Source organism: Paenibacillus sp. GCM10023250, from assembly GCF_042653205.1.
Taxonomy (GTDB): Bacteria; Bacillota; Bacilli; order Paenibacillales; family Paenibacillaceae; genus Paenibacillus_Z.
Genome location: NZ_JBHSHY010000018.1, coordinates 82,873 through 98,676 on the forward strand (window position 1 = coordinate 82,873; position 15,804 = coordinate 98,676).

14 protein-coding genes are annotated in these 15,804 nt (G+C 63.3%); 12 read left to right on the forward strand and 2 right to left on the reverse strand.

What is annotated here, in order from left to right; translation table 11 throughout:
• Nucleotides 1–162 precede the first annotated feature (162 nt).
• The 6 genes from ACFPB1_RS15645 to folE all read left to right on the forward strand — a co-directional run bounded on the left by ACFPB1_RS15645 (nt 163) and on the right by folE (nt 4,224).
• Nucleotides 163–585, forward strand: coding sequence for a GNAT family N-acetyltransferase (locus ACFPB1_RS15645; RefSeq protein WP_379226884.1), 423 nt, complete (start codon nt 163–165; stop codon nt 583–585).
• Between the two features lie 189 nt (nt 586–774).
• Nucleotides 775–1,329 carry a DUF402 domain-containing protein gene (locus tag ACFPB1_RS15650; RefSeq protein ID WP_379226886.1) on the forward strand — a complete coding sequence of 185 codons (555 nt, stop codon included), beginning with the start codon at nt 775–777 and terminating at the stop codon, nt 1,327–1,329.
• Nucleotides 1,330–1,336: 7 nt separating this feature from the next.
• On the forward strand, nt 1,337–2,029 hold the full coding sequence (gene lepB, locus ACFPB1_RS15655; protein ID WP_379226888.1) for a signal peptidase I: 693 nt from the start codon (nt 1,337–1,339) through the stop codon (nt 2,027–2,029).
• A 24-nt stretch (nt 2,030–2,053) separates the two neighbouring features.
• Nucleotides 2,054–3,259, forward strand: coding sequence for a tRNA epoxyqueuosine(34) reductase QueG (gene queG, locus ACFPB1_RS15660; RefSeq protein ID WP_379226891.1), 1,206 nt, complete (start codon nt 2,054–2,056; stop codon nt 3,257–3,259).
• Between the two features lie 100 nt (nt 3,260–3,359).
• Nucleotides 3,360–3,587: a YneF family protein gene (locus tag ACFPB1_RS15665; RefSeq protein ID WP_379226893.1), complete on the forward strand. Its 228-nt coding sequence runs from the start codon at nt 3,360–3,362 to the stop codon at nt 3,585–3,587.
• 43 nt (nt 3,588–3,630) lie between these two features.
• On the forward strand, nt 3,631–4,224 hold the full coding sequence (gene folE, locus ACFPB1_RS15670) for a GTP cyclohydrolase I FolE (RefSeq protein ID WP_379226895.1): 594 nt from the start codon (nt 3,631–3,633) through the stop codon (nt 4,222–4,224).
• A gap of 92 nt (nt 4,225–4,316) precedes the next feature.
• On the opposite strand, the gene ACFPB1_RS15675 is transcribed toward folE, so the two are convergent.
• On the reverse strand, nt 4,317–5,471 hold the full coding sequence (locus ACFPB1_RS15675; protein WP_379226898.1) for an alpha/beta hydrolase: 1,155 nt from the start codon (nt 5,469–5,471) through the stop codon (nt 4,317–4,319).
• Nucleotides 5,472–5,840: 369 nt separating this feature from the next.
• Here ACFPB1_RS15675 and ACFPB1_RS15680 point away from each other — a divergent pair, with 369 nt between their 5' ends.
• Nucleotides 5,841–6,587, forward strand: a complete 747-nt coding sequence (locus ACFPB1_RS15680) for an IclR family transcriptional regulator (protein ID WP_379226900.1) — start codon at nt 5,841–5,843, stop codon at nt 6,585–6,587.
• A gap of 1,128 nt (nt 6,588–7,715) precedes the next feature.
• Here ACFPB1_RS15680 and acnA read toward each other — a convergent pair.
• Nucleotides 7,716–10,430, reverse strand: a complete 2,715-nt coding sequence (acnA, locus tag ACFPB1_RS15685; RefSeq protein ID WP_379226902.1) for an aconitate hydratase AcnA — start codon at nt 10,428–10,430, stop codon at nt 7,716–7,718.
• A gap of 217 nt (nt 10,431–10,647) precedes the next feature.
• On the opposite strand from acnA, the gene ACFPB1_RS15690 reads away from it, so the two are divergent.
• From ACFPB1_RS15690 to ACFPB1_RS15710, 5 genes are all read left to right on the forward strand, one after another.
• Nucleotides 10,648–11,883: an amidase domain-containing protein gene (locus ACFPB1_RS15690; RefSeq protein ID WP_379226904.1), complete on the forward strand. Its 1,236-nt coding sequence runs from the start codon at nt 10,648–10,650 to the stop codon at nt 11,881–11,883.
• Between the two features lie 70 nt (nt 11,884–11,953).
• On the forward strand, nt 11,954–13,138 hold the full coding sequence (locus ACFPB1_RS15695) for a D-alanine--D-alanine ligase (RefSeq protein ID WP_379226906.1): 1,185 nt from the start codon (nt 11,954–11,956) through the stop codon (nt 13,136–13,138).
• A 118-nt stretch (nt 13,139–13,256) separates the two neighbouring features.
• Entirely contained in the window at nt 13,257–13,577 is a 321-nt protein-coding gene (locus ACFPB1_RS15700) for a hypothetical protein (protein ID WP_379226908.1), read from the forward strand.
• Entirely contained in the window at nt 13,574–14,575 is a 1,002-nt protein-coding gene (gene uvsE, locus ACFPB1_RS15705) for a UV DNA damage repair endonuclease UvsE (protein WP_379226910.1), read from the forward strand. Before ACFPB1_RS15700 ends, uvsE begins: the two co-directional genes overlap by 4 nt.
• A gap of 277 nt (nt 14,576–14,852) precedes the next feature.
• Nucleotides 14,853–15,710, forward strand: coding sequence for an inositol monophosphatase family protein (locus ACFPB1_RS15710; RefSeq protein WP_379226913.1), 858 nt, complete (start codon nt 14,853–14,855; stop codon nt 15,708–15,710).
• Nucleotides 15,711–15,804: the final 94 nt, after the last annotated feature.

Below are 15,804 nucleotides of genomic sequence, written 5' to 3' on the forward strand. Positions count from 1 at the left end.
AATTTTAAGCGCTTTCAACAGAATTCGGGCGATTTTTCAACTTTTTTAAGGATTTTCAAAGGTTTTAGAAGGAATTCGAATGATTTTGTCGTATTATTAACTTTACCTAAAAAATCGTTTAGAGGCTGCACCCATACTGGACTTGAAGAGGAGCATGAAGTTATGGACGTTCGATCCTTCCAATTAGCCGACTACCAATCCGTTACCGAGCTGCTGGAGACCGTCTTGACGCCGGAGTGTTACGAGCAAACCATGGAAGCCTTCGCCCGCCAGCTCTCGTGGGACAGCGAGCTGGTGCTGGTCGCCGCGGTCGGCAACGAAGTCGCGGGCATTATGATCGGAACCATCGACAACGGCCGCGGGTTCTACTACCGCATCGCCGTGCACCCGAAGTACCAGCGCCAGGGCATCGGCAAACAATTGATCGCGTCGCTTCGCCAGCGCTTCGTGCAGCGGGGCGTCACGAAGATCATGATCACGGCCGACGAACACAACGAACCGATCCTCTCGCTTTATGAATCGCTCGGCTACGTGGCGGCGGATTTCTTCCGTTCGTTCCAGAAGCTGAGCATCGTCGCAGGGTAGCCTGCCGCGCCGGCCTCTTTTTTCATACCGCGTACGACCGGACAAGCATATCTGCCGTCATTGCTTTTGGCGAACAGATATGCTTTTCTTAACTTATGGGAACAATTATGCCTTTTCTTTGGAAATAATAAGATGACCCGAGTAATTTGCACGCCTGCATGAAATTCAACCTGCGTAGGAGTATTGCTTATGACGACCTATCGGCCATGTGTCATTAAGAGCTTCAAGAACAACGGGCATTTGCACCGGGTATGGCTGGAGAACTGGCTCGTGCCCGCGGAGCGGCTCGCGCCGGAGCACGCGGCGGAATCGATGCTCGTGTTCATCAACCGCCAAACCCCGATCCAAGAAGCGGACGGCAAGCAGTGGATCAGCCGGGTTCCGGCCGTGTCCTTCTTCATCCCGGGCGAGTGGTTCAACGTCGTGGGCCTGCTCGAGGATCAAGGCGTGCGTTATTATTGCAACGTAGCCTCGCCGCTTTTCTTCCAGAACGACGTGCTGACGTACATCGACTACGACCTCGACGTGATCGTGCCCCGGGGCGGCGGCAAGGCGCAGGTCGTGGACCAGGAAGAGTACGAGATGCACAAGATCGCCTATCACTATTCGGAGGAAGTCAACCGAAAAGTAATGGAGGGGCTCAAGGCGCTGCTGGACCGCGCGCAGAACGGCAGGGCGCCGTTCGGCGACGAGCTTATTTTATCCTATTACGAGGCATGGCATAACCAGACGGGCGAGGTGTAGCTGACCGATGAGTACGGGGCCAGGCCCGGGAACCGAATTCCCGAAGGAGCCGGAGCAGGCGCTGGGACCGCGCAAGCACAGGAAGGCTGCCGCGAAGGCACGGAAGCCTTCGGCGGCACCGGAGCGCGCGCCCGGAGCGAAGCGGCGCGGCGAGGGCGGGCGAGCCGAGCTGTCCCCATGGGCCAAGGAGCTGTGGGAATGGGGACGTACGCTCGTCATCGCCGTGATCGTCGTGCTCGGCTTGCATTATTACGTCTTCAGTCTATCCACGGTGGAAGGCCGGTCGATGCAGCCGACGCTGTACGAGAAGGAATGGCTGTTCGTGAACAAGCTGAGCTATCGGACCGGCTCGCCGGGGCTTGGCGACGTCGTGATTTTGAAGGATCCGGCCCCGGAGTCGGAGCATGAGGACTATCTCGTCAAGCGGATCGTCGGCGTGCCGGGGGACCGGATCGAGATCCGCCAGGGCGAGCTGTACCGCAACGGGGAGCTCGTCGTGGAGGCCTACACGGATGTGCTGATCGAAGACGAGGACTTCGGTCCGGTCGACGTGCCGGCCGAGCATTATTTCGTCATGGGCGATAACCGCCACGCCAGCGCGAGCCGCGACAGCCGGTCGTTCCAGGCCGTGCCGCGGAGCGCCATTCTCGGCCGCGCGGACTTGATCCTGTGGCCGATCACGCAGTGGGCCGCCCTCTAGGGAGCGGGAAAGGAGGTGCCGGGCATGGAGCGCGGCAGCATCGATTGGACGCAGCTGAAGGAAGACATGAAGGCCGCCGCGCGGCAGCTCGGCATCGATAAGATCGGCGTCGCTTCGGCGGAGCCGTTCACGGAACTGCGGGAACGGCTCGAACGGCACCGCGCGCTCGGCTACGAATCCGGGTTCGAGGAGCCGGACCTGGACAAGCGGACGGAGCCGGCGATGCTGTTCGACGACCCGCGGTCGATCGTCGCGATCGCGATCGCGCATCCGTCCAAGCTGAAGAACCCGCCCAAATCCGAACCGGGCGCGCGGCGCGGCCTGCTGTCCCGCTCCGCCTGGGGCGAGGACTACCATACGGTGCTGCGCGAGCGGCTGCGGCGGCTGGAGGCGTGGCTGCAGGCGCGCGTCCCGGAAGGGCGCTTCCTGAGCATGGTCGATACGGGCGCGCTCTCGGACCGCGCGGTCGCGGAGCGCGCAGGCATCGGCTGGAGCGGCAGCAATTGCGCGATCATTACACCGGAGTGGGGCTCCTGGGTCTACCTGGGGGAAATGATTACGAACCTGCCGCTGCCGCCGGACGCGCCGGTGACCGAGAGCTGCGGCAGCTGTACGGCGTGCATCGACGCCTGCCCGACGGACGCCCTCGTCGCGCCCGGGCAGCTGAACGCGCAGCGCTGCATCTCGTACGTGACGCAGACGAAGGGGCTCGTCTCCGACGAGCTGATGCGCAAGATCGGCAACCGGCTGTACGGCTGCGACACGTGCCAGATCGTCTGCCCGGAGAACAAGGGCAAGCATGCCGATCACCATCCGGAGCTGACGCCGGATCACGAGAAGGTGAAGCCGCTGCTCGTGCCGCTCTTGACGATGGGCAATCGCGAGTTCAAGGAGCGGTACGGCTCGGGGGCGTCCGCCTGGCGGGGACGCAAGCCGATCCAGCGCAACGCGGTCATCGCGCTCGGCAATTTCAAGGACGCGGCGTCGGTGCCCGCGCTCGCAGGTGTACTTCGGGACGACCCGCGCTTCGAGCTGCGCGCGACGGCGGCCTGGTCGCTCGGCCGGATCGGCGGCGGCGCGGCCGCCGAGGCGCTGGCGCAGGCGCTTGAGCGCGAGGCGGACGAGGGCGTGCGGGACGCGATCGGGCAGGCGCTGGACGGCCTGCGGGCAGACGGCCGGGCATTGGCCGAGAACGCGCTTTCCGGCGCGCCGGAACGGGATCGCATATAGGACGAGGGACCAGGCAAGCAATGTTTGCGAACGCATGGTCCCTCGTGCTATTATAAAGGGCAATATGACTACAAAACGAGACAAGGCAAGGTGAACGAGTATGTGGACGGTCATCATTTCGATCATTACGCTCATCGTTGGCGCCGTGGGCGGCTTTTTCGTTGGCGTCTTTTATCTCCGCAAGCAGCTGGAGAAGATGCAGAACGATCCGGAAATGCTCAAGAAAATGGCGAAGCAAATGGGCTATAACATGAATAACCAGCAGCTGCAGAAGGCCCAGCAGATGATGAAAAACCAAAACCAGCGTCCGGGCGGAAGACGGCGGTAATCGTCCCCCGGCTTGCCGGTACAGGGAAAGGAGACGATAAGCTATGGCGGGGATCAAGGACTACGTCAATACTGTCGTTTCGGATAATCGGGAGCAAATCGAGTATCATATCAAGCAAATTCTCAGCCTGATCGGGGAGGACGTGGACCGCGAGGGGCTGCAGGAGACGCCCGCGCGCGTGACGCGCATGTACGAAGAAATCTTCGCGGGCTATTCGGTCGACCCGCGCGACGTGCTCGGCGTCACCTTCGACGAGCAGCACGAAGAGCTGGTCATCGTCCGGGATATTGTCTATTACAGCCAGTGCGAGCATCATATGGCGCCGTTCTTCGGGAAGGCGCACATCGGCTACATCCCGAGCGGCAAAATCGCCGGCCTCAGTAAACTGGCGCGGCTCGTCGAGGCGGTCACGCGCCGCCTGCAGGTGCAGGAGCGGATCACCACGCAGATCGCGGACATCATGGAAGAAGTCCTGCAGCCGCACGGCGTCATGGTCGTGGTGGAAGGCGAGCATCTGTGCATGTGCGCCCGCGGCGTGAAGAAGCCGGGCAGCAAGACGGTGACGTCGGCCGTGCGCGGAGAGTTCCGCACGAGCGCGCCGCTCCGTTCGGAATTTCTGTCGTTGCTGAAGCAATGAGCGTGCATAATGCAAAGAAGGCCCTTTCGCGGGCCGCCTGATCGGCGGGTTGGCGAAGCGGGCCTTTTCGTTATGCGCGGGAACGCGGACGGTTAAGCGGCTTGGCCGGCGTTGTCCGCAGCGGCTGCCTGATCGGTCTTGTAGGCCGCGTCCACCTGGCTCAGGAACAGCGCGGCGCGCTGGATGTATTCCTTCGGCCGCGTCTTGAACAGCAGCTCGTGCTTGCCGCCTTCCACGACCCAGCTGCGCGACAGCGCGTTTTGCTGGTCGGCCGCGATCCGCTTCGCGGTCGAGACCGAGGCGATGGCGTCGTCCGTGCCGTGCATGATGAAGACCGGCATCGGATACGGGGTCTGCAGCACCTGACGCACGGGAAGGCTGTCGAGATGGACGCCCGTGAAGAACGGCAGCATCCACTTAATGAGCGGCACCGACGGATAGCGCGGCAGCTCCTTCAAATACTGCTGCACGTTGCTGTAGAGCGAGTCGCCCGTCGGCAGGAACAGGCTGTCGAGCAGCATCGCGTCGATCCGGTCGGAGGCGTCCGTCTGCAGCGCCGCCTGCAGCGCGGTGCCCGCGCCCATGGAGAAGCCCCAGACGACGACTTCGCCGGCGCCCTGCGAACGCGCGTACTGGATCGCGGCCAGCAGCTGCTGGGATTCCTCCAGGCCGCCCGTCGCCGGCGTACGCACGCCGGACGAGGCGTAGCCGTAGTCGAACATGAAGACGTTGTAGTGCAGGCCGTGCAGCAGCTTGGCCAGGTCGTACATCGGCACCCATGTCTCCTCGCGGTTGGCCCCGTAGCCGTGGCTGAAGACGACGGTGCGGTCGGAGGCGGGAATCGCGGCGGCCTTGGCCGCGGATGGACCGGCATCCGCGCCGGCCGCAGCCAGCGTCGCCGAAGCGGCGCCGCCGCCGGAAGCCGGCGCGGGAATGTACCAGCCGTGGACGGTCGTGCGCCCGCTCTTGCTCGGGAACGAGACGTCGTCGTACGCGAGCCCTTTGGCGGCGAGCGGATTCGACGTCAGCGCGGGCACATAAGGATGCGCGATGACCCAGGCGACGTAGCCGTGGAAGGCGAGCGCCAGCAGCAGCAGCATCGCGGCGAAGGCGGACAGCACCGCGAGCGCGGCATGCCTGCGGCCCGCGCCGGGCCCTGCCTGTTCGGCCGGCGCGGGCGCGAGAGGGGGACGCAGGCCAGGCGGGAAAGCACCGGCCGGGTGCAGCGGTGTAATCGTCGTGCTCATGTTGAGACCCCCCTTAGAAACGCTGGATGACGAATAAGGAAGAAATAAACGAACGGCGGCCGGAAGGCCCTGCCGGACATGAATGGATTCGACAAAATCAGGTAAAAATTTAAATGAACGGAATTTTCGGAAATCATTTCTGAAAGCGTTTTCTATTAGTTCTGTACTCCTATGGTATGACCGAATGGACCGGCCTGTCAATGCGTGTCGACAACTTGTTATCCGCCTGTAATCCTGCTGTAAAATAAGACAAAACCGGCGCTTGTGCTTTACCGTTACGCGTTATCTGGGTTATACTAGGTGTAAATAAGTTTCATTGAGTGAAACCGAATTCGATAGATGACAACCGGCGATTGGGGGAGAAGGCCTATGGCGGATGATGGAAAATCGACCGTGCGCGCCGTTGAGCGCGCGCTGGATCTGCTGCTGTGCTTTACCGAGCGGCGGGAATGGGCGATGACGGAGCTGGCCGAGCAGGTCGGGCTGCACAAGAGCACCGTCCACCGCATGCTGGCGACGCTGGAGCAGCGCGGCTTCGTGGCGCGGGACGCGGCTTCGGACCGCTATCGGCTCGGGCTGCGCATCTGGGAGCTGTCGGCGAACATGTCGGGCGCCGATGATCCCGCCGTCATCGGGCTGCCGGAGATGGAGCGGCTGCGCGACCTGCTCGGCGAGACGGTCAGCCTCTATCTGCGCGACGGCAACGAGCGGATCCGGATTCAGGCGGTGCAGAGCATCCAGGCGATCCGACGGGTTGCGCCGATCGGCGCGCGGCTTCCGCTCTACGTCGGTGCCTCGAGCAAGGTGCTGATCGCGTTCGAGGAGCCGGAGCAGCGCGAGGAGCTGCTCCAGGACGCATCCTGGCCGGCCCAGTTCGACCGCGCGCAGTATCGTGAGCAGCTCGAGGAATGGCGCAATCTCGGCTACGCGATGAGCGTGGAGGAGCGCGAGCTGGGCGCGGCCGCCGTGGCGGCGCCGATCTTCTCCCGCACGGGCAAGCTGGTCGCCGCGCTCTCCGTGTCCGGCCCGTCCAACCGGCTGACGCCGGAGAAGATGCGGGAGCAGGCGCCCGCGGTCATGGAAGCGGCGAAGCGGCTCGGCTCCATGTTGAAATAAGCGGACGGCGCGCGCCGTTCGCCCTGTCCGGCCCGATGCGCGTTCATCGGGAGAAGCGCCCGTCGGCATCCGCCGCGGGCGCTTCTCTCATATCGGCGTGCGCGGAAATTCGCCTCCGCTGCGCCTGGGGGGACAATCGCACAAGCGGCGCGGCGTGCTCCGCCATAAGCTAAGACCAGGATGACGCGAACCGGCTCCGGCACGCTATCGACGGCAGCGCGCCCCGGCAAAGGACCGGAACGCGCGGCATCCTCCTAGACAATCGGCAACGCGCAGGGAATCCGAGCCGTCCATGAACAGGTTTATTCCGTTGAAGTCCCGCCCCCGATGGCCGCCGCTGCGCCAGGGCGCCGGCGGGAGGGGACTTCCGTACCATACAGGCAGCAGGCATGCTTTCGCCGAGCGCGACAGCCGGCCGCATACGCGTGAAGGACGCGGGTCGAAGCGGAGTGACCGCAGTCGGTCATTCGATTCTCCTTCTTCACGCCGAGCGGCGGCGTGTCACGCTCAATCGGGTCCGACCGCCAATATGGCGGACGCGCTGCTCATACCGCGCCTCGCATTCACAAGACGCTGCTGGCGATGTATGTGCAAGGCATGCTTAGATCACGTTCGACAACCCGCCCGGCGCGGAGGAATTCGCCTACTTTCCGTATCCGCCGAAGCCGTTTCCCATCCTGATCGGCTGGGTCGGACGGTTTGAACCGAACAAAAACTGGCGTCCATTCATCGGAGATTCCGGAGGCTCCCTCTGCTCCGCTTCTCGAGGGATTCGGCTGCGCGGTCGCGGAAGCGATCTGTGCACCTGTCCCGCCCTGACGTCGCCCTCCGGCGGCGTCAACCGGTTCGCGATCCGTATCCGGACCGGCAAGCTCTATCCGCTCGGCAATATCGACGCGGCCTTCGCGGTAGCGAAGCCGCATGACCGACGCGGCCCTGCGCAGCGCGATCCGCACTCGGGCGGAGATGCACATTCGCATCCTTGTTCCGCCGAGCGCCATACGACGTATGCTATGAGCATGCCGAACGAGGTTCTCGTTCGCAAGCCCTGAGGCGGGGAGCTCTGGACATAGAAAAAAACGGGTCCGCTCATGCGAGCGGGCCCGTTTGTTGTAGGCGTCGGCAAGCTTACTTGTTGCCGGCGATCATTTGACGGAGCACGGTTTGGAGAATGCCGCTGTTCCGGTAGTAATCGACGTCGACCGTGGAGTCCAGGCGGACGATGGCCGGGAATTCGAACGTCGTGCCGTCTTCGCGCGTCGCGACGACGGTCACCGTTTGGCCCGGCTGCACGTCGTTGCTCAGCCCGACGATGTCGAACGTTTCGCGGCCGGTGATGTTCAGCGTCTTCCAGCCGTGGCCTTCTTGGAATTGGAGCGGCAGGACGCCCATGCCGACCAGGTTGGAACGGTGGATCCGCTCGAAGCTTTCGGCGATGACAGCCTTCACGCCGAGCAGGAACGTGCCCTTCGCCGCCCAGTCGCGGGAGCTGCCCGTGCCGTACTCTTTGCCGGCGATGACGACGAGGTTCTTGCCGTTCTTCTGATACAGCATCGACGCGTCGTAGATGGACATCACTTCGTCCGTCGGCAGGTACGTCGTCACGCCGCCTTCCGTGCCAGGAGCGACCTGGTTGCGGATGCGGATGTTCGCGAACGTGCCGCGCATCATGACTTCGTGGTTGCCGCGGCGGGAGCCGTACGAGTTGAAGTCGACTCTGTCGACGCCGTGCTCGATCAGATATTTGCCCGCAGGGCTGTCGGCCTTGATGTTGCCAGCTGGCGAGATATGGTCCGTCGTGACGGAGTCGCCGAGCAGCGCCAGCACGTTCGAGCCTTTGATGTCGGCGATATCGCCTACGCCCGCGCTGAGGTTCTCGAAGAACGGCGGGTTTTGGATATACGTCGACTTCGCGTCCCACTCGTAGCTTTCGCCCGTTGGCACGTCGATGGCGTTCCAGCGCTCGTTTTGCGTAAAGACGTTCTCGTACTTCGCGCGGAACATTTCAGGCGTGATCGCCGAAGCGAGCGCGTCGGAAATTTCCTTGGACGTCGGCCAGATGTCCTTCAGGTACACCGGCTGATTGTTGCCGTCGTAGCCGATCGGATCGTTCGTCAGGTCGATGTTGACCGTGCCCGCAAGCGCGTAAGCGACGACGAGCGGCGGCGATGCCAGGTAGTTGGCTTTGACCTGCGCGTGAACGCGGCCTTCGAAGTTCCGGTTGCCGGAGAGCACGGCCGCGACGGTCATGTCGTTGTCGGCGATCGCCTTGCTCACTTCGTCCGGCAGCGGGCCGGAGTTGCCGATGCATGTCGCGCAGCCGTAGCCCGCGACGTAGAAGCCGAGCTGCTCCAACGGCTCGAGCAGGCCGGACTTGGTCAGGTAGTCCGTAACGACCAGGGAGCCCGGCGTCAGGGAGCTCTTCACGTAAGCCGGCTTCTTCAGGCCGCGCTCGACGGCTTTCTTCGCCACGAGGCCCGCGCCCAGCATAACGCTCGGGTTGGACGTGTTCGTGCAGCTCGTGATCGCCGCGATGACGACCGCGCCCGTGCCCATCTTGCTCGATTGGCCGTTCGGGTGCTTCACTTCGACCGTCTCGTCGATCTTGCTGTCGGTCAGGCCGTAGCCGCCCTTCTCGATCGGCGTGCGGATGATGTCGTTGAAGGATTCCTTCATCGCCGTCAGTTCGACGCGGTCCTGCGGACGCTTCGGACCGGCGAGGGAAGGCACGACCGTCGACAGGTCAAGCTCGACGATGTCGGAGAACGTCGGCTCGGCCGTATCGTCCGTGCGGAACATGCCTTGCGCCGTGTAGTACGCTTCGACGAGCGCGATTTGCTCTTCCGTGCGGCCGGTAGCGCGCATGAAGCGGAGCGTCTCGTTGTCGACCGGGAAGTAGCCGACCGTCGCGCCGTATTCCGGCGCCATGTTGGCGACCGTCGCGCGGTCTTCGAGGCCGATGTTGGACAGGCCCGGGCCGAAGAACTCGACGAATTTGCCGACGACGCCCTTCTTGCGGAGGATCTGCGTCACCGTCAGCGCCAGGTCGGTCGCCGTCGCGCCTTCGGAGAGCTTGCCCGTCAGGCGGAAGCCGATGACTTCCGGCGTAACGAAGTAGAGCGGCTGGCCGAGCATGCCGGCTTCCGCCTCGATGCCGCCGACGCCCCAGCCGACGACGCCGAGACCGTTGATCATCGTCGTGTGGGAGTCCGTGCCGACGAGGGAGTCCGGGTAGACGACCGTTTCGCCTTCGACCGTTTTGGTCGCGGCCACGGAAGCCAGGTACTCGAGGTTGACTTGGTGAACGATACCCGTGCCCGGAGGAACGGCGCGGAAGTTATCGAACGCCGTTTGCGCCCAGCGCAGGAAACGGTAGCGTTCTTCGTTCCGTTTGAATTCGATGTCCATGTTGTATTCGAGCGCGTCCGGCGTGCCGAAGGCGTCGACCATGACGGAGTGGTCGATGACGAGGTCGACCGGCACGAGCGGGTTGATCTTCTTCGGGTCGCCGCCGGACTTCTTCACGGTGTCGCGCATGGCCGCCAGATCGACGACGACCGGCACGCCGGTGAAGTCCTGCAGCACGATGCGTGCGGGAATGAACGGAATTTCTTTGTCTTCGCGTCCGTCCGCCCACGTGGCGAGCTGCTTGACGTGTTCTTTGGTGATGCCGCGTCCGTCGAATTGGCGAACGGCCGCTTCGAGCAGCACTTTAATGGAGAAAGGGAGTTTGGAAATTTTGCCCAGGCCTTGCTCTTCCAGTCCGTTCAGCCGGTAGTAAGCGTACTGCTTGCCGCCGACCGAGAGCGTTTCGCGGACGGAATACTCGTTTTGCTTGGTCATTGCGCTTCGCGCCTCCTTGACGTTGAGGTGGTTCTGTTTCACTCTGTGAAACAGAATTTCAAAAAACAATTGATACCCTTAGTATAGCGGTTTATACGCGATTAGGAAAGACCAAATATCGCCTTCCGCGGCCGTTTTCCGCCCGTTTTTCATGAAACCCCGGCGCGGCTCATATAATGAACCAGCATTCTTCCGCCTGCGGGCGGGATGGGCTTTCATGACGGATTTGCGGGAGGGATCGACGATGCCGCGGTCGCGAACACGGACGGGAACGGGCAAAACGATCACGAAAAAGGGCGCGTCCGCCCCGGGCGGGCGGGAGCGCGCGCCGGCGCCGGCCCCGCGGACGCACGGCACGCGCGGACCGGGCAGCGCCATGGTGGCGCGGGACAGCGTCGGAGCGGGCCAGGCGGCCCGCTCCGAAGGCTGGAAGGAAGCCGTGCACAAGTACGTGAAGCTGTACAATCAAGCCGAGATCGACCGCTTCGCCGCGCCGTTCGGCGCCATTATCGCCGACGAAGACCATATGCGGCGGTTCGGGCAGCGGCTCGCCCGCCTGCGCGAGAACGAGCTGCTGCGCGGCCTCGTGCCGACCCGGAGCGAGACGAGCGCCGAGCTGCTGCGCGTCAGCGAATCCGGCACGCTCTCCGAGGTCTCCGTGCTGCTGGAGCTGCGCGTCAAACGGACGGTCGACCACCGCGGCCGCGCCTATGCGGAGGAGCGGCGCGACCGCGAGCGGCTCTGGCTGTCCGCCGACGGCGGCGATTACGCCATCACGCGGATCGAACCGATCGTGTCCGAGCGCCGTCCGCGGTTCGCCTCGTCCCATTCGAGCCATGCGGCGGAGTTCGCCGACGAGCTCGCCCTTGCCGCGGAGAGCAAGCCGCAATCCATACCTTATATAAATTATGATGTTTTGCCGCATTTCAAACATGGCCGCGCCGGAATCCGGTACAGGCGCGACTTGGCCGCCGCCTATGCCGACCGCTGGTGGAACGAAGGCAATCCCGCCTACGAGCTTTTCGAGGTTAATTGCACCAATTATATCTCCCAGTGTCTCTTTGCAGGGTCCGCGCCGATGAACTATACTGGTAAAAGGGCTTCCGGCTGGTGGTACCGCGGCTTCAGCGGCAGCCGGGAAAATTGGAGCTACAGCTGGGCCGTGGCGAACGCGCTGCAGCATTACCTGTCCTCGCCGCATAATTCCTCGCTGCGGGCGACGGTCGTCGACTCGGCGGATCAGCTCGCCCTCGGCGACGTCATCATTTACGACTGGGGCGGCGACAACCGGTACCAGCACAGCACGATCGTCACCGCGTTCGACGCGGCCGGCATGCCGCTCGTCAACGCGAACACGGTGCCGAGCCGCCACCGGTATTGGGACTACCAGGATTCTTACGCCTGGACGGAGAACACCAGGTACCGTTTTTTTCATATCGCGGACGAATTTTAAAGTGCGCTTCAAGCCCAAGGAATGACAACCCGCCTGTGTGGGAAATTATACGTAACCGGAGGATTGAATCATGGGGGAGAAAGTGCGCGTAGGTCTGGTTTACGGAGGGCGCTCCGGCGAGCATGAAGTCTCGCTGCAGACGGCCTTGGCGGTCATGAAGGCATTCGATTACGGCAAATACGAAATCAAACCTTTCTATATTTCCAAAACGGGCGAATGGCGTGCGGGCGACGTGCTGCTGGCGCCGCCGGCGGATCTCGCCTCGCTTCGCCTCGCGGGCGGCGCCGCGGTCGTCGGCACCGAAGCGCTCATGCCGGTGTTTGGCGGCGGCGCGGAGCAGGAGGAGCGGCCGGCGGCAAAGGTATCCGCCGTCCTGGCCAAGGCGACGATCTCCTCCGTCTCGCCGGCGGCGATTCCGGCGGACGGCGCGCCGCTCGACGTCGTGTTCCCGCTGCTGCACGGCACGTTCGGGGAGGACGGCACGATACAGGGCCTCTTCGAAATGGCGAATATTCCGTACGTCGGCGCGGGCGTGCTCGCTTCCGCGGTCGGCATGGACAAAATCACGATGAAAAAGGTGTTCGCCCAGGACGGCCTGCCGCAGTGCGTCTACCGGTATTTCAACCGGACGCAGTGGGAGAAGGACGAAGATTACTATATTCTGGAGATCGAGACCGCGCTCGGCTATCCTTGCTTCGTCAAGCCGGCGAACCTCGGCTCGAGCGTCGGCATCTCCAAGGCGCGCAACCGCGAGGAGCTGATCGACGCCGTGAACTTCGCGCTGCGCTTCGACCGCAAGGTCATCGTCGAGGAGTTCGTGGACGCGCGCGAGATCGAGGTGAGCGTGCTCGGCAATGACGAGCCGCGGGCGTCCGTCGTCGGCGAGATCACGTCGTCGAGCGAATTCTACGACTACAAGGCGAAGTACATCGACGGCAAGTCGATGATGCATATTCCGGCCAATCTTCCGCCGGAGGTGTCGGAGGCCGTCCGCGAGATGGCGGTCCGCGCGTTCCAGGCGATCGACGGCTCCGGCCTGTCGCGCGTCGATTTCTTCCTGCGCAAGGAAGACAACCAGCTGCTCATCAACGAAGTGAATACGATGCCGGGCTTCACGCCGTTCAGCATGTATCCGCTCATGTGGAAGGAAAGCGGCGTCTCGTACGCGGAGCTGCTCGATACGCTCATCGCGCTCGCGATCTCGCGCCATCGCGAGAAGCAGCGCATCGATTACAATGGGGGAAGTCCGGCTTGACGCAAGCCGGATTTTCTATTGCCGAAAGCCGGCTTCGCGAAGCCGGCCAATCCTTTACATAGACCCGGGAAGCTTCGGCTCGCCCGCGCAATTCAAGCCTAATCAAGGAGGGCCCGCCATGGGATTCCAAACGGAGTTTAACTCGGTCTGCAAATTCAAGTCCAAGCAGGAATTGTACGAGCTCCTCGAGTACGGCCGCGGCAAAATGGTCAAAAGCGGCTTCCGCGTCTACCCGGCCGGCCAGAAGGTCATCGCCTACACGCCGGACAACGAGGCGATCGCGATCGTGCGCATTCTCGTGTCCATCGCCGAGATCAATTTCCAAGGCGAAGAAGTGACCGAGGTGGAGATGGAGCTCGTCCGGAAGCTGACGGAGGAAGAGGCGCGCGTGCAAACGGCGCTCGCCTACGAAATGTTCTTCGGAGAGCAGCAGGCATGATCGTGCGCTTCGGGTTCGTGGCGATGAGCGTACAGCTGGAGAACGCGTCCCCATCGCGGACGATGACGTACGCGACGTTCTCCAAGCTGGGCGACCGGGAGGCCGGCCTGCGCCGGCTCGAGCGGATCGCGGAGGAGAACCTGCGGACGACGCTGCGGATCATGAAGCACTGCGTCGGCCACGGCGTGTATGTGTACCGCATGACGTCCAAGCTCATCCCGCTCGCAACGCACGACGCGCTGAAGGATTGGAACCCGTACCCCGCGCTGGAGACGGCGTTCGCGGACGTCGGCGCCTATGCCCGGGAGAAGGACATGCGTCTGTCGTTCCATCCCGACCACTTCTGCGTGTTCAGCACGCCGCGTCCCGAAGTGCTGGCCAAGTCGGCCGAAGTTCTGAATTACCACGTCTCGATGCTGGAGCATATGGGCCTTGACCCGAAGACGAAGTGCAACCTCCACGTTGGCGGCGCCTACGGGGACAAGCCCGCCTCGCTCGAGCGGTTCATCCGCCAGTTCGGCGCCCTGGAGGACCGGCTGCGCGGCCGCGTGACGCTGGAGAACGACGACAAGACGTTCACCGCGCGCGAGACGCTGCACGCGGCCGAAGCCGTCGGCGCGCCGATGGTGCTCGATATCCACCATCACGCCGTGAACGACGGGGGCGACGGCGAGGCGGCGCTGCTCGGCGAACTGTGGCCGCGCATCGTCCGCACATGGCAGGGGCCGGACGGCGGTCCGCCGCCGCTCGCGCCGAAGCTGCACGCGTCGAGCCCGAAGAGCGAGCGCGACCCGCGCGGCCATGCGGATAACGTGGAGATCGGTCCGCTGCTGCGGTTTCTGCGCGGCATCGCGGGCTCGGTCCCGCGGCTCGACGTCATGATCGAAGCAAAGCGCAAGGACGCCGCGCTGCTGCAGCTGATGGACGACATGCGGCGGCTGGAGGCCGAGGGCGCGGGGATCCGCGTCATTGACGGCGGCAGCGTCGAAATCCGCTGACCGGCGCCCCACAGACCCGCAGACCCGTCTCCGACGATAGACCGGAAAGCCGCGCCGGATGGTGCCGGGCACCGGTCTATTTCTGCGCGCACTATTTGTGTAAAATTCGGTTAAATGGTACACTTTTGAAGGATATTGCAGCAGAATCTCGCGTTTCGCGCGGCCGGGGCGGATCAGACCCATGCGTTAATTCGCGATTTGAAAGAAACTTTGTCCGAAACCGGACGTATAGTGTTACTACGCAATAGAACTCATAGGGAAGGTAGCGTGATAGACCGTGAGCGAAGGGAAAGACATCCCTCTGGTCGGAGGCAAGAGCTTCACCGCCGTCGCGATTAATTGCGCGGCCAAGGCCGGCGAATGGATCAAGACCAAGCTTGGCAATCATACAAGCCTATCGATAAAATATTCCGCGCAGGATCTCGTGACGGAAGTGGACAAAGGCGCGGAAACGATGATCCGCAATCTCGTGGGGACCCACTTCCCGCATCATTCGTTCCTCGGCGAAGAGGGCGTCGAGCCCGGGCCGGAAGCGTCCGCGAAAGCGCTCCAAAGCGTGCAGGACGCGGAATATCTATGGATCGTCGATCCGGTCGACGGCACGACGAACTTCGTGCACGGCTTCCCGTTCTTCTCGGTGTCGATCGCGCTGGCGTATCGCGGCGAAGTCATCGTGGGCGTCGTCTACGATCCGATGCGCGACGAACTGTTCGTGGCGGAGAAGGGCAAAGGCGCGTACGTGCGCGGCCGCCGCATGGCCGTGTCGGGAGAGGCGGCGCTGCAGGACAGCCTGCTCGCGACCGGCTTCCCGGCGGATCCGAACTACGCCCGGCCGCTGAACATGAAGCAGCTGCAGGCGATCGTGCCGCAGGTGCGCAACGTCCGCTCCGCCGGCTCGGCCGCGCTGCATATGGCGTACGTGGCGGCGGGCCGCGTCACCGGCTTCTGGGAGGTCGGCCTGAACGCGTGGGATCTGGCCGCGGGCGCGCTGCTCGTGAAGGAATCCGGCGGCAATGTGACCGACATGCAGGGCAACGATTATCATCTCGGCGTGCGCCATGTCGCGGCGACGAACGGCCGCATTCAAGACGAGCTCCTGCAGGCGCTGCAGCGGGTCGAAACCGCCGGCACCTAACGAAGAACGTCTCTTGTACCGTCCGCATATGACGGAGAAGAGGCGTTTTTTTTGTTAAGGATCGCGCACGCGCGATCGGAGGGGAGGCTGGCGG

Bases quoted from the DNA above. Each gene is read 5' to 3' on its own strand.
- uvsE (WP_379226910.1), top strand. From the start codon at position 13,574: ATGATCGTGCGCTTCGGGTTCGTGGCGATGAGCGTACAGCTGGAGAAC.
- queG (WP_379226891.1), top strand. From the start codon at position 2,054: ATGGAGCGCGGCAGCATCGATTGGACGCAGCTGAAGGAAGACATGAAG.
- folE (WP_379226895.1), top strand. From the start codon at position 3,631: ATGGCGGGGATCAAGGACTACGTCAATACTGTCGTTTCGGATAATCGG.
- lepB (WP_379226888.1), top strand. From the start codon at position 1,337: ATGAGTACGGGGCCAGGCCCGGGAACCGAATTCCCGAAGGAGCCGGAG.
- ACFPB1_RS15645 (WP_379226884.1), top strand. From the start codon at position 163: ATGGACGTTCGATCCTTCCAATTAGCCGACTACCAATCCGTTACCGAG.
- ACFPB1_RS15690 (WP_379226904.1), top strand. From the start codon at position 10,648: ATGACGGATTTGCGGGAGGGATCGACGATGCCGCGGTCGCGAACACGG.
- ACFPB1_RS15680 (WP_379226900.1), top strand. From the start codon at position 5,841: ATGGCGGATGATGGAAAATCGACCGTGCGCGCCGTTGAGCGCGCGCTG.
- acnA (WP_379226902.1), bottom strand. From the start codon at position 10,430: ATGACCAAGCAAAACGAGTATTCCGTCCGCGAAACGCTCTCGGTCGGC.
- ACFPB1_RS15675 (WP_379226898.1), bottom strand. From the start codon at position 5,471: ATGAGCACGACGATTACACCGCTGCACCCGGCCGGTGCTTTCCCGCCT.
- ACFPB1_RS15695 (WP_379226906.1), top strand. From the start codon at position 11,954: ATGGGGGAGAAAGTGCGCGTAGGTCTGGTTTACGGAGGGCGCTCCGGC.
- ACFPB1_RS15650 (WP_379226886.1), top strand. From the start codon at position 775: ATGACGACCTATCGGCCATGTGTCATTAAGAGCTTCAAGAACAACGGG.
- ACFPB1_RS15665 (WP_379226893.1), top strand. From the start codon at position 3,360: ATGTGGACGGTCATCATTTCGATCATTACGCTCATCGTTGGCGCCGTG.
- ACFPB1_RS15700 (WP_379226908.1), top strand. From the start codon at position 13,257: ATGGGATTCCAAACGGAGTTTAACTCGGTCTGCAAATTCAAGTCCAAG.